Here is a 17061-nt window from a genome sequence, read left to right as displayed (position 1 = left end):
GCTGGACACCACATCCGGTTGTGAGGTCCAGTGCGGACAGGGGTCATTCACGCCGCCCGATCGCACCGCCGCCCCGTTCGGAAATTCTTCGGATCAATCGCTAGTGGTGTGCCGGCTCGACCACCGGGTCGATCAGCGTCCGGCCGCCATCGACGGTCAAGACCTGCCCAATCATGAAGCCCGAAGCCTCGGAGGCCAAGTATTGCACCGTTTCAGCCAATTCTGATGGCGCCGCGATCCGGCGCATGGGGGTCGCATCGACGATTGCCTGGCGCAGATCTTCTGCCTCGACCAGTCGGCTTTTGAGATTGGCGGACATGACGGATCCGACGGCGATGCCGTTCACGCGGATGCGTTCTGCCGCAAGGCTGACGGCCAGACTTCGGGTCGCCTGATCGAGGGCCGCCGCGCTCACCGAATAGGCCAGCAATTCCGGTTGCGTCCGTCGCCCGGCGATGGAGCCGATGTTGACGATGGTGCCGACGATGCCGGTGGATTGCTCGGCCTCTTCCGCCTGATGGATCATGCGCTTCGCCACCGCCTGGCTGAGGCGCAAGGGCGTCATCAGGTTCTGTTCCAGCAATGTCGTGACGCTCTGATCCTCGGGGTCCAGCGGGTCGGTCACCATGATCTGCCGAGAGGCGTTGATCAGGATATCCACCCGGTCAAAGGCATCGATGGTGGCCGACAGAAGGTTCGCGACCGTCAGACGTTCGCGCAGGTCGCCTGCGAAATATCGTAGCGTGGCCCCGTCTTCGGCCTGTGCATCGCCGACTTCGGCCTCGAGCCGGTCTTCGTCGACATCGGCGAACATGACGTTAGCACCCTGTTCGACGAAATGACGGGCAATCGCCAGTCCGACGCCGTTGGCCGCTCCGGTGACGATCGCGGTCTTGCCTTTGACGCTGAAGCTCATGGCCGTCTCCGCTTTGGGGCCGTCGCGCGCACCGGAACTTTCCGGGGCTTTTGCGCTTCGATGATTTTGTATCCGCCCTGCTCGGTCAAGGCCACCGTCTGGCCGAAAACCTCGTCCAGCGTCGCCTCATAGGGCAGATGGCGATTGGCGACCATCAGGAATCTGCCGCGCGGCGACAGCAACCGGGCGGCGGCCTCAAGGAACGCGCGCCCGATATCGGGGTCGGCCTTGCGCGCGACGTGAAACGGCGGGTTCGAGATCACCACATCGAACGGTCCGCCTTCGAAGCGGGTCGCGTCCGCCCAGTGAAACCGCGCCCGTGAGTCGGTGATGTTGACACGCGCGCACTCGAGCGCGTCCCGCTCCGCCTCGACCAGCGTGCACTCCGTTACCTTGCCCGCCGCCAGCGCCGCCTTCGCCAGAAACCCCCACCCGGCGCCCAGATCGCAGACCTTGCCGGACAGGTCGCCAAGATGCCGCGCCAGCAGGGCCGATCCGGGATCGATCCCATCTGCCGAAAAGACGCCGGGCCGGGTCACGAAACCATCGACGGTCTTGGACGCGGCCAACCAAGCCGCAGGCGGGGTATCGGCCGTGAAACTGAACACCTTGCCGTGGGCCTTGGCGAACACGCCCTCCACGTCGAAGGATGCCTTGCAGTGCTTGAGGACCGAGTCGATGCCGTCGCCCTTGGACCCGTCAACGATGACCGGGGCCCCGGGTGCAACCGCCCCGCAGGCCTGCGCAATCAGGTCCAGTGTCAGGGCCTTGGCCCGCGCCGCGAAAACCACGACAGCTGCAAACGGGCCTTCGGGGGCGTCGGGCATGGCGACACCGCGGGCGGCCAGGGCGTCATGGTCGGGCCGAAACCCCTGCACGGCAACGCAACGATCAAGGGGCAGGCCTTCCAGAACCAGATCGGCGGGAGGTCGCAAAAGCAGGATATGACCCTCGGGCAAGGTCACGGCAGTCGCCGCAAGCGCGAGGGACAGACGGGCGTTCACGGGACCGACAGGCGGAGGATTACTCCTCCTTCTCCATCGTGCATTGCAGCGGATGCTGATGGCGACGGGCGAAATCCATAACCTGCGCGACCTTGGTCTCGGCGATTTCGTGGCTGAAAACGCCGACGACGGCGAGGCCCTTCTTATGGACGGTCAGCATGATCTCGACCGCCTGGCCGTGGGTAATCCCGAAAAATTTTTCCAGCACGATCACGACGAATTCCATCGGCGTGTAATCGTCATTGAGCAGCAGCACCTTGTAGAGCGGCGGGCGCGCCGTCTTGGGTCGCGTCTTGGTGACGACGGAAATGTCGCTGTCGCCGTCCCCGGGCAGGTCGGCCATGGCGGTGATGGGAAACTGGGTCACGGCACGAAGCATATCGCCTCCGACGGGGCAGGGGTGGCAGGGTTGCAGCATATAGGGCATGCCCGGTCTCAGGGAAAGAGGGATGGCACAGTGACGGTTACGACAATCGGTTTCGATGCGGATGATACGCTTTGGCACAACGAGACGTTTTTCCGCCTGACGCAGGAGAAATTCGCCGACCTGCTGCGCGACCATGCCGACCCTTCGCATCTGATGGATCGGTTGCTGGCAGCCGAGCATCGCAACCTCGGGCACTATGGATTCGGGATCAAGGGGTTCGTCCTGTCGATGGTCGAGACGGCCATCGAAGTGACGGAAGGCCGGGTGCCCGCGTCGGTCATCGGCCAATTGCTCGAGGAAGGGCGGGAGATGCTGCGTCATCCCGTCGACCTCATGGAGGGAGCCGAGGATTGCGTGCGGGCGCTGGCGGATAGTCATGCCCTGGTCCTGATCACCAAGGGCGACCTTCTGGATCAGGAGCGAAAGCTGGCCGAGAGCGGTCTGGGCGATCTGTTCCACGGGGTCGAAATCGTAAGCGACAAGACGCAAGAAACCTATGTCCGGGCCTTCGCCGCCCATGGGGATGGCGCCGCGCGGGCCCTGATGGTGGGCAATTCTCTCAAGTCGGATGTGGTGCCTGCAATCGACGCGGGGGCCTGGGGCGTCTTTTGCCCGTCCGAGATCGAATGGGCGCTGGAGGCGGCCCCGGAACCGGTTGGGGCGGAACGCTACCGTCGGATCACGACGCTGGCCGAATTGCCGGAGCTGATCCGGCAACTCGGCTAGGTCTGCGTCAGACCAGTTTGCCCTCGGGCGTGAGGGTCAGTTTGCCGCCAAGCCAGGGTGCCAGGACCGCAGGCAGGACGACAGAGCCATCGGCCTGCTGGCCGTTTTCCAGCACGGCAATCAGGCAACGACCAACGGCCAGACCCGATCCGTTCAGGGTGTGAACGAAGTCCGGCTTGCCGCCGCCCTCGGGCTTGAACCGCGCGTTCATGCGCCGCGCCTGGAAATCGCCGCAGACCGAGCAGCTGGAAATCTCCCGGTATTTGTCCTGACCGGGCAGCCAGACCTCGATGTCATGCGTCCGGCGTGCGCCGAACCCCATGTCGCCGGTGCAGAGAACCACCGTGCGATAGGCCAGGCCCAGTTTTTCGAGGATACCCTGCGCGCAGGCGGTCATCCGGTCCAGCTCGGCGCGGCTGTGATCGGGGTGAGTGATCGACACCATTTCGACCTTCTCGAACTGGTGCTGGCGCAGCATGCCCGATGTGTCGCGCCCCGCCGATCCCGCCTCGGACCGGAAGCAGAGGGAATGGGCGGTCAGGCGGATCGGCAACGCGGCCTCGTCCAGCATGTCGCCCGCCACGGTATTGGTCAGGGTGACTTCGGACGTGGGGATCAGCCAATACCCCTCGCGCGTCAGATAGCTGTCTTCACCGAATTTGGGCAGTTGCCCGGTGCCGAGCATGGCGTCCTCGCGGACCATGACGGGGCTGTTGACCTCGGTCAGGCCGTTCTCTTCGGTGTGGGTGTCGAGCATGAACTGCGCCAGGGCGCGGTGGATCCGGGCGACAGCCCCGCGCAGCAGAACGAATCGCGCACCGGAAATCTTGGCGGCGGTTTCGAAATCCATGCCGGGTTTGACGCCCGCGATGTCGAAATGTTCGACCGGCGTGAAGTCGAGAGCGGGCGGCGTGCCCCACCGGTGGATTTCGACGTTGTCGGCCTCGTCCCGGCCTTCCGGCACGTCATCCATCGGCAGGTTCGGGATGGCCATCAAGGCGTCGCGCAAGGCCGCGTCCTTCTGGCGGCTCTCTTCCTCCAGTGCGGCGATTTCGTCTTTCTTGGCGGCAACCAGATTGCGCAGGCGCTCGAATTCCGCATCGTCGCCCTTGGCCTTGGCCGCGCCCACGTTCCTGGAGGCCGCATTGCGGTCGGCCAGCGCGGCCTCGGCGGCGGTGATGCAGGCCCGCCGCGCCTCGTCCAGGGCCAGAAGATCGGACGACATCGGGGCCAGACCCCGGCGGGACAGCGCCGCGTCAAAGGCGGCGGGGGTGTCGCGGATGGTGCGGATGTCGTGCATGGCGAACCTCTTGGTGTGGCGTTCCGGCGACATGCCACAGACACGGCGACGGGGCCAGAGGTTGCCAGCCGCGCTTGCACCCCCCAACTGACCCTCTATAGGTTCGCCTCGATATCCGACGGGGCGCAAGAGCCGCCTCAAGACGCGCAAGGGACTTCTCATGTTTGCAACCCCCGCCTATGCTCAGGCCGCCGGCGGCGCCGCCGGAACTTTCACCAGCTTCATTCCCCTGATCCTGATCTTCGCGATCATGTATTTCCTGCTGATCCGTCCGCAGCAGAAGAAGGTGAAGGAACACAAGGCCATGGTCGAGGCGCTTCGGCGCGGCGATCAGGTCGTCACGCAGGGCGGGATGATCGGCAAGGTTTCCAAGGTCAAGGAAGACGGCGAGATCGAGGTCGAGATCGCCGATGGCGTCAAGGTCCGCATCATCCGTGCGACCATCGCTCAGGTCCTGTCGAAAACCGATCCGGCCGCCTGACATGCTGCAGATTCCGCTCTGGAAACAACTGACGATCCTTCTCGTTTGCGTGCTCGGGTTGGCTCTGGCCCTGCCCAATGCCTTTTATTCCAGGGCGGAGCGTCATAACGACGCCGTCACGGCGCTGGAGCGCGGGGCCCTCTCGACGCCCGAACTGGAAGCGGATCTGGCGGCTTGGCCGGATTTCCTGCCATCGTCGGTCGTCAATCTGGGGTTGGACCTTCGGGGCGGCGCGCATCTCCTGGCAGAAGTTCAGCTGGGCGACGTCTATGCAAGCCGGATCGATGGATATTGGCCCGAGGTGCGCGATGCGTTGCGGGATGCCGGATATCAGGTCCGGCGTCAGGACGGTCGTGATGACCAACTGGTTGTCCTGGTGCGGCCTCAACTTGACGACGGCGCCCTTGCCGCGGTGCGCGCCCTGGCGCAGCCGATCGTGTCGCTGTCGGGTGTCGGTCAGAATGACATCGAGGTGACGGGGGAAGGCGATATCCTGACCGTGACCCTGTCGGAAGCGGAACGCGCCGCAACCGATCAGCGGACGATGGACCAATCGCTTGAAATCATCCGCCGCCGTGTGGACGAGGCGGGTACGCGCGAACCGACGATCCAGCGTCAGGGATCGGACCGCATCCTGATTCAGGTGCCGGGCATCGGGTCGGCTCAGGAACTGAAGGAATTGATCGGAACGACGGCAAAGCTGACGTTTCACGCTGTCGACGGCCAGACCTTCGACGGCACGCAGCGGGTCGACAGCGATCAGTTGCTTTATCCGTCGATGGATGAAGACGGGCTCTTCTATATCCTGGAGCGGACGCCCGTGGTGACCGGCGACGACCTTGTCGATAGCCAGCCGGCCTTCGACCAGAACGGCCGACCGGCCGTCACCTTCCGATTCAACCCGGCTGGTGCCCGTCTGTTCGGCATTTACACCTCCGAAAACATCGGCGCGCTCTTTGCCATCGTTTTGGACGGGGAAGTCGTGACCGCCCCGCGGATCCAGTCGGCGATCACCGGCGGATCGGGTCAGATCACCGGCAACTTCAACATCGAGGAAGCCAATCAGCTGTCGATCCTGCTGCGCGCGGGTGCCCTGCCGGCCGAAATGGTCTTTCTCGAGGAACGCACCGTCGGCCCCGAATTGGGGCAGGACAGCATCGACGCGGGCAAGATCGCCTCGCTCGTCGCCATGGCCGCCGTGGTCGTCTTCATGATCCTGAGCTATGGCCTTTTCGGGACATTCGCGACAATCGCCCTGGGCATCAACGTGGCGCTCCTGTTCGGGGTGCTGTCGCTGATTGGCGGGACGCTGACGCTTCCGGGGATCGCGGGCATCGTGCTGACCATCGGCATGGCGGTCGACGCAAACGTGCTGGTGTTCGAGCGGATTCGCGAGGAACTGCGCACGGCCAAGGGCCCGGCGCGCGCCATCTCGCTAGGCTATGAACGCGCCCTGTCGGCCATCGTCGACGCCAACATCACGACGTTCATCGTCGCGGTGATCCTGTTCACCCTCGGCTCCGGTCCGGTGCGCGGCTTTGCCGTGACGCTTGGCATCGGGATCCTGACATCGGTCTTCACCGCCATCTTCGTGACGCGGTTGCTGATCGTGTTCTGGTTCGAACGTCGCCGCCCCAAGAAGATCGAGGTTTGACATGCGCATGAGACTCGTCCCCGATCAGACCAATTGGGATTTCATGCGGTGGCGGCACTATACCTTCGGTGCCTCTGTCGTCGCGGTGATTGCCTCGCTCATCATTTGGCTTTCGGTCGGTCTGAACTTCGGCATCGACTTCCTCGGCGGTACCACCATCCGAACCGAGAGCACCCAATCCGTCGATGTAGGCGCTTACCGGGATGCGCTGACCCCGCTTGGACTGGGCGATGTGTCGATTACCGAGGTGTTCGATCCGACCTTCGGGCCAGACGAAAACGTCGCACAGATCCGGATCCAGGCCCAGGACGGCGCAGAGTCGGTGACCCCCGAAACCATCACGGCGGTCGAGGCGGCGCTTCAGGTCCTCGATCCGTCGATCACCTTCCCGTCCATCGAATCCGTCGGGCCCAAGGTATCGGGCGAATTGATCACCACGGCCCTTCTGGCCGTGTCGGCATCGCTGATCGCGATCCTGTTCTACATCTGGCTGCGCTTCGAATGGCAGTTCTCGGTCGGCGCCATCGCCGCCCTGATCCACGATGTGATCCTGACGATCGGCATTTTCAGTCTGCTGCAGATCCGGTTCGAATTGGCGACGATTGCGGCCCTGCTGACGATCATCGGCTATTCGATCAACGATACGGTGGTGATTTTCGACCGGCTTCGCGAGAACCTGATCAAGTTCAAGAAGACGCCGCTGATCGATGTAATGAACATCTCGGTCAACGAAACACTCAGCCGCACCCTGATGACTTCGGGCACGACGCTGATCGCGCTGATCGCCCTGCTGGTTCTGGGGGGCGACGTGATCCGCGGGTTCGTCTTCGCCATTCTCTGGGGCGTGATCGTGGGCACCTATTCGTCGGTCTATGTGGCCAAGAATATCGTCCTGATGCTGGGTGTGGACCGTGATCCGAAGAAACCGTCAGACGCGGGCACGCAATTCGCCGACATAGATGCCTGACCTGCCTGCGGGCGACCTGATCTGGGTCGCCTGCGTGGCCATTGTTGCAGGTCTGGTCCGGGGGTTTTCCGGCTTTGGCACGGCGCTGATCTATGTTCCGCTGGCGTCGCTGTCGTTGCCGCCGATCTGGGTTCTGGTCACCTTGACCCTGATGGATCTGGTTGGCCCGCTGCCCAATGTGCCCCGTGCCCTGCGTGACGGGCGGCCGCGCGAAGTGGGTCTCTTGGCGGGGGCTGCGGCGCTGGCGCTGGTCCCGGCGCTTTTCGTGCTCGGTCACCTCGGGGATGCCGGGTTTCGCTGGATGGTTTCGGGACTGTGCCTTGTTACGGTGATCCTGATGGCATCGGGTTGGCGGTGGTCGGGTCGGATGACATCGCCACGGGTCGCGGCGATTGGCGGAATGGCGGGCTTCCTCGGCGGTGTCGCCGGGCTGCCGGGCCCGCCTGTCATCCTGGCCTATATGGCCGCGCCGCTGCCTGCCGCCGTAGTCCGTGCGAACATCATGCTGTTTCTGGTGTTGTGGGACGTGATCTTCGGCGCAGCCCTCTGGGCAAGCGGGCGCCTGACGGCCGAGCCGGTCTGGCTCGGGATCGCGTTGATCGTCCCGTATCTCTTGGCGAATATGGTCGGTGCCAAACTGTTCCGGCCTGACCGCGAACGGATGTACCGTATCGCGGCTTACAGCCTGATCGCGGCGGCGGCCGTGGCCGCCGTGCCGCTTTGGTAGATCAGAACTCGGTCGAGATCTCGATATTGGCCAGGAAGGTCGACACATCGCGCGTCAGTTTTTCCACCCCGCCCGCAACAGTATCGTTGACTGCGAAACCAAGGGCGACAATCGCCGCCGTCAGAACAACCCAGTCCACGGTGATCGCACCGGATTCCGACTGGAGGAAATCACTCTTCAACATCACAAACGCCCACCATTTGTTGCTTTATTAAGGCGATTTTGCCGCAAGAATGTGTTCGAAATCTGGTCGGAAATTCCCGATTTTGTCGTATTTCAGGCTACAAATCAGCGCCAAAGACGCTAATTCCGCAGCATTGGAGGACAAAGATGAAACTCACAGAGACGACGTTCGATGATCTAAGGCCATTTGATGGCTACGGCCCGGGATTCTTTCGAATCGGCGGTGAAATCGTCGAGGGGGCGACGTTGCTGCACCCCAAGGGCCTGTCGTCCTGGCGCGGCTATGACGACGTCGCGTCTCTGGTCGCGCTGTCTGGGGATGTCGATGTGGTGTTCGTGGGCACCGGTGCCGAAATCGCGCATGTGCCTGGCGCATTGCGGGACGCAGTCGAGGGGGCCGGTATGGGGCTGGAGGTGATGAACACGCCCGCAGCCTGCCGGACCTATAACGTGCTAGTCGGGGAAGGTCGGCGTGTGGCCGCCGCCGTCTTGCCGGTATAACGCCGTCGCGGGCTCACCCTGACGCGGCTGTCCTCGCGGCGTCGAGATCAAGTCTATCCCCTGCAGACGCGAGATCACTGGAATTATAGTCGTTTCCTGTGGGACGCACACGGGCGCGGTCGACGTAGGCATCGTTGACTGCCCGGTCCAGGGACGCGAACTCTTCCCGCTCACTGGGCGAGGCAGCGCTGACGCCGATGCGGACATCGTTTACCCAGCCGGAGAGCGCATCCAGTTCTGCGTCGCTCAAGGAACCCGTGTCTCCATTGAAGCCGAGGGCCCCCCCGGCAAAACCTTGCGCTGCCATTTGCGCGTCGCTGATGCCACCGTTCGAACGCGTGAATTCGACAGCGATCTGGCGGTCAGCCAAACTGTCGCTCAGGTCACCCGAAAGGTTCTCGACCCCGTCAGATACCGCAAGCGCGACAAGGACGCCGAGACTTGTCAAAGCGGCCGCGAGTACGACCCAGTCGACTGTCACAGCGCCGTCTTCCGACGCGACAAAACGGCTCACGGTGGCGGGCATGGAAAACTTCTTCATGACGCAGACTCATTGCTTGGCAGGTTTCCCATTCATGCCGCCAGAAATGAGCAAAATTATGCCCCTTTCGGGAAAAGTTGCGGACCGGGTCACCAGTGACCTGTATTCTCCATGCTGGCCCAGGGTTCCTGGGCCGGTTTGGCACCGCCGGCCTGCAAAAGTTCAATGGAGATGTTGTCGGGCGAGCGGACGAAGGCCATGTGCCCGTCGCGCGGCGGCCGGTTGATCGTCACGCCCGCATCCATCAGCGACTGGCACGTGGCGTAAATGTCATCAACAGTATAGGCCAGATGGCCGAAATGACGACTGTCCGATGGCAATCCGTCGTCGCCGTCCCAGTTGTACGTCAGCTCCACATCCGCATGGCCATTGGCCTGTTCGGGCGGGCACATAAAGACCAGCGTGAAGCGGCCTTTCTCGTTTTCGCTGCGCCGACGCTCGACCAGACCCAGAAGCTTGTAGAAGGCGATTGACGCGTCCAGATCCTTCACGCGGACCATGGTGTGCAGATAGGTGATGGGCATGTGCGTCCTCCGGGGGCGGCAATTGCAGGTGATCTGATTCTAGCGTCCGGTGCCCCGGGGTCCAGCCCGGCGTCAGCTCTGGCCGGTCACCAGGGCAAAGCCGCCAAGCACCAGGACCGCGCCCATGACCTGCAACGGCGTCAACGCGCCCCCGACGATCGCGGCATAGCCCAGGACCAGCAGCGTCTCGAACACCACGATGGCCAGATAGACCACCGGCAATTCGGCGTTCCGCAACAGGACCAGCTCTGCAAGGACGGCGACGATCAGGCCCGCCAGGATCGCGGCGACCGCCGGGGTCGACATCGCCCCGCTTGCCATCTTCATGCCCACGGTGGCCAAGGCGTATCCGCCCCCGGTGACAAGCAGTAGCGCGACGATGGCGACGTTGGGAAGGCTCTGAATCATGGGACACACTCGGGACATGGGAACTGTCCCAAACTCGCCCTTTCCGCCGCGTCAGGTAAGTAGGGAATACCCTACCCTGCGGCGCGCGGTGTGCCGCGACAGGTTCCCCGAAGGCGACGGCCAAGCTATCTATGCGGGAATCGCCAGGGGGAAGGACCGAGCATGCCCGTAACCGCAGACCAGCAGGCCGAAATCGACGAACAGCGGGCCGAGACGCATACCACGCGCCGCGCCACCGTTCCGGGAATGGAGGCGCATCTTTACACAGCGCATCCGGTGCTGGATCACGGATTTGTCCGGGTCATCGACTACATGGGCGACGATTCCGCGATCACCCAGGCGGCGCGCGTGTCCTATGGGCGGGGCACCAAGGCGGTGTCCAACGACGAGGGGCTGATCCGCTATCTCATGCGGCATTGGCATTCGACACCGTTCGAGATGTGCGAGATCAAGCTGCACGTCAAACTGCCCGTCTTCGTCGCGCGTCAATGGATCCGCCACCGGACGGCCAACGTGAACGAATACTCCGCGCGCTATTCGATCCTGGACCGGGAATTCTACATCCCCGCGCCCGAAGATCTGGCCGCGCAATCGGTCGTCAACAACCAGGGCCGCGGCGAGGCGTTGCAGGGCGAGGAGGCGCAGCGCGTCCTCGACTGGCTCCGCTCCGACAGCGACACGGCCTATGACCACTATGAGGCGATGATCAGCCAGGACGGGCAACAGGGCCTTGCCCGCGAACTCGCCCGCATGAACCTGCCCGCGAACATCTATACCCAGTGGTACTGGAAAGTGGACCTCCACAACCTGTTTCACTTCCTCCGCCTGCGCGCCGACGCCCACGCCCAGATGGAAATTCGTGTCTACGCCGAGAAGATTTGCGAAATCGTTAAGGACTGGGTGCCGCTGTCGTATGGTGCCTTCGAAGACTACCGCCTTGGGGGTGCGCAACTGTCCGGGAAGGGCATCGAGTGTTTGCGTCGGATGCTCGCGGGTGAGGATGTCACGCAGGAGACCTCCGGCATGAGCAAGGGGGAATGGCGGGAGTTTATGGGGGTTGTAAAAATTGCTAGCTGAATTTCTGAACATTCGAGTCTTTGTGTCTTCGCCCGGAAATCTTGGTGCGGAACGAGACATTGTTAAGCAAGTCTGTTCGGAAGTAAGTAGAGATATCGGTGTAAGGGCTGGTTTTCGTTTGGAGCCAATTTTGTGGGAAAGCCACACTTACCCAGGCATGGCCGAGCGTTCACAGCAAGTTATTACGGATCAGGTTGGAGATTATGATATCTATCTTGGCGTCATGGGGCAGTACTTCGGAAGTGATACCGGCCTTTACGGTTCCGGGACAGAGGAAGAGTTTGAAGATGCCATCCGATTGAGAGAAGACGGCCAAGGTCCGAAGGTTCAGTTCTACTTTTCGGTTGGTAACGTAGAACTTCGATCGATTGACATTAAGCAATATGAGAAGGTTCTCGAATTTAAGAGATCCATTGGGGTGAGGGGTATATTCTACAGAGAGTTCGAAGACCTCACAGCGTTTTCGTCAGTTGTGAGAATGGCTCTTTCGGCTGATTCACAGCAGATTGCGTCTGCCTACAGCGCATCTATTGGGGTCGCCGAAATCGAGCCGACGGCGCTAACCAAGGACTCCCAAGACTCACCGAACCTATCTTCCTTGATGGCAAGGAGCGACGGAATAGCTGCACAATATTTGATAATTCAAGCAGTGAAATCATTTGATCGACATACTGCCGGCTTCAATAAACTTAGTTCACTAACCGAGGTATTTTCAAAATCTATTATCAAATTCAATAGAGAAGCTTCGAGGGTAAGTTCTGGAAAAAATAAGAGCACTACTCAAGTTGCAAAATCTTTTGAAGCTCTTCTTAAAATGTTAGAACGGCAGATCGTCGAGTTTCCAGAGATTTCAGGTGAAATGGAGGAAAGTGTATCCGAAGCGTTTTCTCTTTTTCAACGAGCGGCGCTTATCTTGAGTGCAAGCAAGAACTTGAAGGCGGATGAAATGGCAGATGTTTTGGCAGCTATGGATGGTTTCCTTGGAGCTCTTGTATCTGTCAAAGAAGCTGTCAATCTTGCTGAGGGCCAGATGCTTGAAGCTCTCACAATTTCCGACGAGTTGCCAAGGTTAACGTATGGCGGGCAGATATATTCTGCGATTCTGAAGGATTTTGTTATTTTCATGGATCGGACTATTTTAACGGTTTCATCATCAATTGATGAATTCAGAAACCTTCAGAGTGACTGAGTATTCCGAATTTCAAACCCGATCTCGCACCGCCCCGGCCAGCATCCCCACCTGCGCCATCCATGGTCCGAACAACCGGCCGCCCGGCAACGCAGGCACGGGCAGCGCCCGCAGCAGAGCGAAGCGCGACCGATCCCCCGCGACGGCCTCGGGAAAGGTTATCTCCAATAGATACCGCCCGATGAGATACCGCCCAACGGACCTGTTCCTGCCGCTATGCCCGATACCCCCCAACGGAACCAATCCCCCACCTCGAAAGTTATCCCTCCGATCGCGCCACACATCGGCGCCCCATGATAGGAGAGAGACCATGCTCGGTTGGGCCATTGCATTTTTCATCATCGCACTCATCGCCGGTATTTTTGGCTTCGGCGGCATCGCCGGGGCGTCGGCGGGGATCGCGCAGATCCTGTTCTTCATCTTCATCGTGCTGTTCGTCGTCAGCCTTGTGATGCGCCTCGTGCGCAAGGTCTGACGGACCACATATCGCAACGCACGGCCCGCCCCGATCTCGGTGCGGGCCGTTTGCGTGTCAGGGGTCAGCCCTTGAAACGGTCGCTCAGCGCCGCGAAGGCCATGCCCGCATTGGTCGCCAGCCCGCCAAGCCAGCGGCCCCCCGGAAGGGACGGCACCGGCAGGGTGCGGAGCAGGTCGAAACGGGACCGCTCGCCCAGGGTCGCCTCGGCGCAGACCTTCCCGAAGAGGCCAGCGAGGGCCAGCCCATGGCCGGAATACCCCCCGGCGGAAAACACCCCCGGCGCGACTTCGGCGACGTAAGGCAGGCGGGTTGCGGTGACGGCCAGCGTCCCGCCCCAGGCGTGGGACAGGGTGACATCGGCCAGGTCCGGATAGACTCGGGCCAGATTGGCGCGGACCTTGGCCCGGATGTCCGAGGGGAAGCGCCGCCCATAGCTTTCGCCGCCGCCGAAGATCAGCCGGGCATCATCGGTCCACCAGTAGTAGTTCACGACAAAGCGGCTGTCGGCCACTGCAAAGGCCGCGCGGTGCGGGAAATCGGGCAGCGGCTCGGTCACGGCGATGTAGTTGTTGATGGGCAGGACGCGCGCCGCCGTCTTGGTGGTGAGCCATGGGGAATAGCCGTTCGTCGCCTGCACCACGTGCCGCGCGCTGACCGTGCCCGCCGCTGTTGCGACCTTGGTGCCGGTCAGGCGGTGGACCTCCGACATCTCGTGGATGGTGACGCCAGCCTCGACGCAAGCCCGCATCAGGTTGAGCGTATAGGCCAGCGGATTGCAGGCCCCCGCCGACCGGTCGAGCACGCCGCCCGCATAGATCGCGGACCCGGTCGCGCCCCGCATCGCGTCGGCGTCGAGAGGTTCGGTGTCGGTGCCATAATGGGTGGACATCCATGCGGCCTCGGCCTGCGCGCCCGCGTATTCCTCGGCCGTGAGGCAGGCAGAGATGATCCCGGGGCGATACCCGGCCCCGTCCATGAAGCCCCGGGCGTCGGCCTTGGCCTCCTCCGCCAGATCCCAGAGGGCGCGGGCCGCGTCATCCCCCAGTTTCGCCGCGAGTTTGCGTTGCGACCAGTTGAAGCCGCTGCCCAATTGCCCGCCGTTGCGCCCCGACGCCCCCCATCCGACCCGCTGCGCCTCGAGCACGATGACCGACCGGCCCGCCCGCGCGGCAAGAAGCGCCGCCGACAGGCCGGTGATCCCGGCCCCGATGACGCAGAGATCTGCTGTCACATGTCCGCGCAGCGGCGTGAAGGGGTCGGGCAGGGTCACGCCGTCGCGATACCAGGTGCCCGGCCAGACGCCCCGGTCGCCGTTGGCATGCAGCCAGCTGGTCATACGTTCAGCAGAAGATGCTCCCGCTCCCAAGGTGAGATGACTTGCAGGAAGGCGTTTACCTCCATCCGTTTGACCGCCGTATAGATGGAGGCGAAATGCGGATGCAGCACCTCCTGGATCTCGGTTGCCGCCTCGAACAGGTCGAGCGCGGAGGTCAGGTCGCGCGGAATGCCGTCGGCGCTGTCATAGGCGTCGCCGGTGAATTGCGCGGCCGGGTCCAGCTTGTTGACCAGACCGAGGTAGCCGCAGGCGAGTGAGGCGGCGATGGCGAGGTAGGGGTTGCAGTCCATCCCTGCGATCCGGTTCTCGACGCGTTTGGCGGCGGGTTCCGACACAGGCACGCGCAGGCCCGTGGTGCGGTTGTCGCGGCCCCACTCCAGGTTGATCGGCGCGGCGAAGTCCCGGACGTAGCGACGATAGGAGTTCACATAGGGGGCCAGCAAAGCGATGACCGACGGCATGTGCCGCTGCATCCCGCCGATGAAATGCAGGAACTCCTGTGTTTCGGTCCCGTCATCCTTCACGAAGATGTTCTGCCCCGTGGCCTTGTCGATCACCGAGTGGTGGATGTGCATGGCCGATCCGGGTTCGTCCTGAATGGGCTTGGCCATGAAGGTCGCATAGCAGTCGTGACGCAGCGCGGCTTCGCGGATCATCCGTTTGAAATAAAAGATTTCGTCGGCCAGCTTGACGGGGTCGCCGTGGCGCAGGTTCATTTCCACCTGGCCTGCGCCGCCTTCCTGGAGGATGCCGTCGATCTCCAGCCCCATGGCTTCGGCGAAATCGTAGATATCGTCGATGACTGGCCCGTATTCGTCGACGGCCGACATGGAATAGGCCTGCCGCGCGGCGGCGCGACGCCCCGAACGACCCATCGGCGGCTCGACCGGTTTGGACGGGTCGACGTTTCGGGCGACCAGGTAGAATTCCATCTCGGGCGCGACCACGGGCTTCCACCCCCGCGCCTCATAGAGCCCCAGGACCCGCTTGAGCACGTTGCGCGGTGCGACGGGCATCGGCTCTCCCTGCTGGTCGAACATGTCGTGGATGATCTGCATGGTCCAGTCGGCGGTCCAGGGCGCAGCACAGGCGGTGCTGAAATCCGGCTTCAGGACCATGTCGGGTTCCAGGAAATCGCTGTCGCCATCGTCGGCCCATTCGCCGGTGATCGTCTGCTGGAAGATCGAGTTGGGCAGGTAGAAATGCGTCTGCGTGGCGAATTTCGCCGCCGGCATCGCCTTGCCCCGGGCAATGCCCGAAAGGTCGGCGACAATGCATTCCACTTCGTCCAATCGCCGTTCACTCAGGTAGGCGGCAACGTGGTCGGGGGCCTTTTCGACCCAGTCATGCGTGGACATCGGTCTGCCTTGTCAAAAAGAAATTCGCGATCATCCGGGCCATCCGGTCGCTGTCGTTGGCGCGGTCGACGTCTGACAATGCGCTCTGCATCAGGTCGTCGGGGTACGTGCCGGTGCCGCGCCGCATCTGGATCATATCGTGGATCAGTGGTCCGTCGAACTCCGGATGTGGCTGAACGGTAAAGGCCTTGTGCCCATAGCTCAGCATGGCGTTCGTGCAGAACGGGCTGCTGGCAAGGCAGGTGGCGCCTTCGGGCGCGACCAGCACCTGATCCTGGTGCCAGGCGTTCAAGGCCATGCGGGTGCCGTCGGGCATATCGTAATCATGGCGCCCGATGGCCCATCCCTTGTCGAACTTCTCGACCTGTCCGCCCAGGGCCTTCGCGATGATCTGATGCCCGAAGCAGATGCCAACCAGCGGGACATCCGCCTCGTGGACCTGTCGGACGAAGTCTTCGAGCGGGGGGATGAAGGCGTGATCCTCATAGACGCCGTGGCGCGATCCGGTGATCAGCCAGCCATCGGCGTCATGAACATTGTCGGGAAATGTCATGTTCTCGACGTCATAGGCGACGAAATCAAAGCCGTGGCCACCAAGCAGTCGTTGGAACATCGCGTCGAAATCGCCCCGGGTGGGGCGCAGGTCTTCGGCCGTATGGCCGGCCTGGAGAATGCCGATTTTCATGGGAACCTTGCGGGATTGATTGCGCCTGCAGGCTACGGCGCGGCGCAGGCCGCCGCAAGATGGGAGACGTTAAGCGGATGTTGAGAAAAAATGCCTAGGGGTGGCGCGGATATGAGTGTTGGATAGGTCCGGATGTTTTTGCGTGTTCTTGTCCTGATGCTGCTGGCGGCCCTGCCGGTCGACGCCGCACCCATGGCCGATGCCCTTGACCTCGCCTCGCGGGAGCGGGCGCGCGTCGGCCTGTCGGCCTTGCGCCACGATCCGCGTCTGGCCGCCGCGGCAGAGGTTCAGGCGACCTTCATGGCCCGCGAGGGGCGGATCGGCCATGTCGGACCGGGTGGGTCTTCCTTCGGGGACCGGATCCGCGCGACCGGGTACCAGGGCTGCTATGGCGCGGAAAATGTCGCCGCCGGTCAACGCACGTCGGCTGCGGTCACGCGCAGCTGGATGGGCTCGGACGGGCATCGGCAGAATATCCTGAACGGGCGGATGACCGACGGGGCGGTGGCCGCCGTCCGCGACCGGAATGGTCGGCTCTGGTGGGCCATGGTCCTTGCCGGGCCCTGCTGAGCCCGCGCC

General features: G+C 62.6%; 21 protein-coding genes. 10 read left to right on the top strand and 11 right to left on the bottom strand.

The window, feature by feature from the left end; all coding sequences use genetic code 11:
- Window positions 1-100: 100 nt before the first annotated feature.
- Genes BM002_RS09850 through clpS form a run of 3 tightly spaced genes read right to left on the bottom strand, consistent with a single transcriptional unit; the run spans window position 101 to window position 2263 of the window.
- Window positions 101-916, bottom strand: coding sequence for an SDR family NAD(P)-dependent oxidoreductase (locus BM002_RS09850; RefSeq protein ID WP_092779953.1), 816 nt, complete (start codon window positions 914-916; stop codon window positions 101-103).
- Window positions 913-1920 (bottom strand): class I SAM-dependent methyltransferase, encoded by a 1008-nt coding sequence (locus tag BM002_RS09845; RefSeq protein ID WP_092779951.1) that lies wholly within the window; start codon window positions 1918-1920, stop codon window positions 913-915. Before BM002_RS09845 ends, BM002_RS09850 begins: the two co-directional genes overlap by 4 nt.
- 19 nt (window positions 1921-1939) lie before the next feature.
- Window positions 1940-2263 carry an ATP-dependent Clp protease adapter ClpS gene (clpS, locus tag BM002_RS09840; protein WP_092780581.1) on the bottom strand — a complete coding sequence of 108 codons (324 nt, stop codon included), beginning with the start codon at window positions 2261-2263 and terminating at the stop codon, window positions 1940-1942.
- Between the two features lie 114 nt (window positions 2264-2377).
- Here clpS and BM002_RS09835 point away from each other — a divergent pair, with 114 nt between their 5' ends.
- The gene (locus BM002_RS09835; RefSeq protein WP_092779949.1) at window positions 2378-3073 is read left to right on the top strand and encodes an HAD family hydrolase; all 696 of its coding nucleotides are present in this window, start codon (window positions 2378-2380) and stop codon (window positions 3071-3073) included.
- 7 nt (window positions 3074-3080) lie between these two features.
- Here the strand turns inward: BM002_RS09835 and serS are convergent, their stop codons facing one another.
- Window positions 3081-4373: a serine--tRNA ligase gene (gene serS, locus BM002_RS09830; RefSeq protein ID WP_092779947.1), complete on the bottom strand. Its 1293-nt coding sequence runs from the start codon at window positions 4371-4373 to the stop codon at window positions 3081-3083.
- A 160-nt stretch (window positions 4374-4533) separates the two neighbouring features.
- Here serS and yajC point away from each other — a divergent pair, with 160 nt between their 5' ends.
- Genes yajC through BM002_RS09810 form a run of 4 tightly spaced genes read left to right on the top strand, consistent with a single transcriptional unit; the run spans window position 4534 to window position 8202 of the window.
- Window positions 4534-4854 (top strand): preprotein translocase subunit YajC, encoded by a 321-nt coding sequence (yajC, locus tag BM002_RS09825; protein WP_092779945.1) that lies wholly within the window; start codon window positions 4534-4536, stop codon window positions 4852-4854.
- A gap of 1 nt (window position 4855) precedes the next feature.
- Window positions 4856-6508: a protein translocase subunit SecD gene (gene secD / locus BM002_RS09820; protein WP_092779943.1), complete on the top strand. Its 1653-nt coding sequence runs from the start codon at window positions 4856-4858 to the stop codon at window positions 6506-6508.
- 1 nt (window position 6509) lies between these two features.
- The gene (gene secF / locus BM002_RS09815; protein WP_092779941.1) at window positions 6510-7475 is read left to right on the top strand and encodes a protein translocase subunit SecF; all 966 of its coding nucleotides are present in this window, start codon (window positions 6510-6512) and stop codon (window positions 7473-7475) included.
- On the top strand, window positions 7468-8202 hold the full coding sequence (locus BM002_RS09810) for a sulfite exporter TauE/SafE family protein (protein WP_092779939.1): 735 nt from the start codon (window positions 7468-7470) through the stop codon (window positions 8200-8202). Before secF ends, BM002_RS09810 begins: the two co-directional genes overlap by 8 nt.
- A gap of 1 nt (window position 8203) precedes the next feature.
- Here BM002_RS09810 and BM002_RS09805 read toward each other — a convergent pair whose 3' ends face one another.
- Window positions 8204-8386: a hypothetical protein gene (locus tag BM002_RS09805; protein ID WP_092779937.1), complete on the bottom strand. Its 183-nt coding sequence runs from the start codon at window positions 8384-8386 to the stop codon at window positions 8204-8206.
- 146 nt (window positions 8387-8532) lie between these two features.
- Between BM002_RS09805 and BM002_RS09800 the strand changes: the two genes are divergently transcribed.
- Window positions 8533-8886, top strand: coding sequence for an Mth938-like domain-containing protein (locus BM002_RS09800; RefSeq protein WP_092779935.1), 354 nt, complete (start codon window positions 8533-8535; stop codon window positions 8884-8886).
- Window positions 8887-8899: 13 nt separating this feature from the next.
- Here BM002_RS09800 and BM002_RS19700 read toward each other — a convergent pair whose 3' ends face one another.
- The 3 genes from BM002_RS19700 to BM002_RS09785 all read right to left on the bottom strand — a co-directional run bounded on the left by BM002_RS19700 (window position 8900) and on the right by BM002_RS09785 (window position 10359).
- On the bottom strand, window positions 8900-9427 hold the full coding sequence (locus tag BM002_RS19700) for a Flp family type IVb pilin (protein ID WP_342707312.1): 528 nt from the start codon (window positions 9425-9427) through the stop codon (window positions 8900-8902).
- A gap of 89 nt (window positions 9428-9516) precedes the next feature.
- Entirely contained in the window at window positions 9517-9951 is a 435-nt protein-coding gene (locus BM002_RS09790; RefSeq protein ID WP_092779934.1) for a VOC family protein, read from the bottom strand.
- A 72-nt stretch (window positions 9952-10023) separates the two neighbouring features.
- Window positions 10024-10359, bottom strand: a complete 336-nt coding sequence (locus BM002_RS09785; protein WP_092779932.1) for a hypothetical protein — start codon at window positions 10357-10359, stop codon at window positions 10024-10026.
- A 162-nt stretch (window positions 10360-10521) separates the two neighbouring features.
- Here BM002_RS09785 and thyX point away from each other — a divergent pair, with 162 nt between their 5' ends.
- From thyX to BM002_RS09765, 3 genes are all read left to right on the top strand, one after another.
- A complete protein-coding gene (thyX, locus tag BM002_RS09780; RefSeq protein WP_092779930.1) occupies window positions 10522-11436 on the top strand; it encodes an FAD-dependent thymidylate synthase in 915 nt (304 codons plus the stop codon).
- A 22-nt stretch (window positions 11437-11458) separates the two neighbouring features.
- Entirely contained in the window at window positions 11459-12625 is a 1167-nt protein-coding gene (locus tag BM002_RS09775) for a DUF4062 domain-containing protein (RefSeq protein ID WP_245749226.1), read from the top strand.
- Between the two features lie 310 nt (window positions 12626-12935).
- Window positions 12936-13100 (top strand): DUF1328 domain-containing protein, encoded by a 165-nt coding sequence (locus BM002_RS09765; RefSeq protein WP_092779924.1) that lies wholly within the window; start codon window positions 12936-12938, stop codon window positions 13098-13100.
- Window positions 13101-13164: 64 nt separating this feature from the next.
- Here the strand turns inward: BM002_RS09765 and BM002_RS09760 are convergent, their stop codons facing one another.
- Genes BM002_RS09760 through BM002_RS09750 form a run of 3 tightly spaced genes read right to left on the bottom strand, consistent with a single transcriptional unit; the run spans window position 13165 to window position 16482 of the window.
- Window positions 13165-14439 carry an NAD(P)/FAD-dependent oxidoreductase gene (locus tag BM002_RS09760; RefSeq protein ID WP_092779922.1) on the bottom strand — a complete coding sequence of 425 codons (1275 nt, stop codon included), beginning with the start codon at window positions 14437-14439 and terminating at the stop codon, window positions 13165-13167.
- Entirely contained in the window at window positions 14436-15797 is a 1362-nt protein-coding gene (locus BM002_RS09755; protein ID WP_092779920.1) for a glutamine synthetase family protein, read from the bottom strand. The genes BM002_RS09760 and BM002_RS09755 overlap by 4 nt, the downstream gene beginning before the upstream one ends.
- Window positions 15784-16482, bottom strand: a complete 699-nt coding sequence (locus BM002_RS09750; RefSeq protein WP_092779918.1) for a type 1 glutamine amidotransferase — start codon at window positions 16480-16482, stop codon at window positions 15784-15786. Before BM002_RS09750 ends, BM002_RS09755 begins: the two co-directional genes overlap by 14 nt.
- A 132-nt stretch (window positions 16483-16614) precedes the next feature.
- On the opposite strand from BM002_RS09750, the gene BM002_RS09745 reads away from it, so the two are divergent.
- Window positions 16615-17052 carry a CAP domain-containing protein gene (locus BM002_RS09745; RefSeq protein ID WP_092779916.1) on the top strand — a complete coding sequence of 146 codons (438 nt, stop codon included), beginning with the start codon at window positions 16615-16617 and terminating at the stop codon, window positions 17050-17052.
- The last annotated feature ends 9 nt before the right edge of the window (window positions 17053-17061 follow it).

The sequence above is a fragment of the Jannaschia pohangensis genome (genome assembly GCF_900113875.1).
GTDB classification, from domain to species: Bacteria; Pseudomonadota; Alphaproteobacteria; order Rhodobacterales; family Rhodobacteraceae; genus Jannaschia; species Jannaschia pohangensis.
The sequence above is the reverse complement of the archived record's forward strand: the minus strand, read 5'-3'. Positions and strand labels throughout refer to the sequence as shown.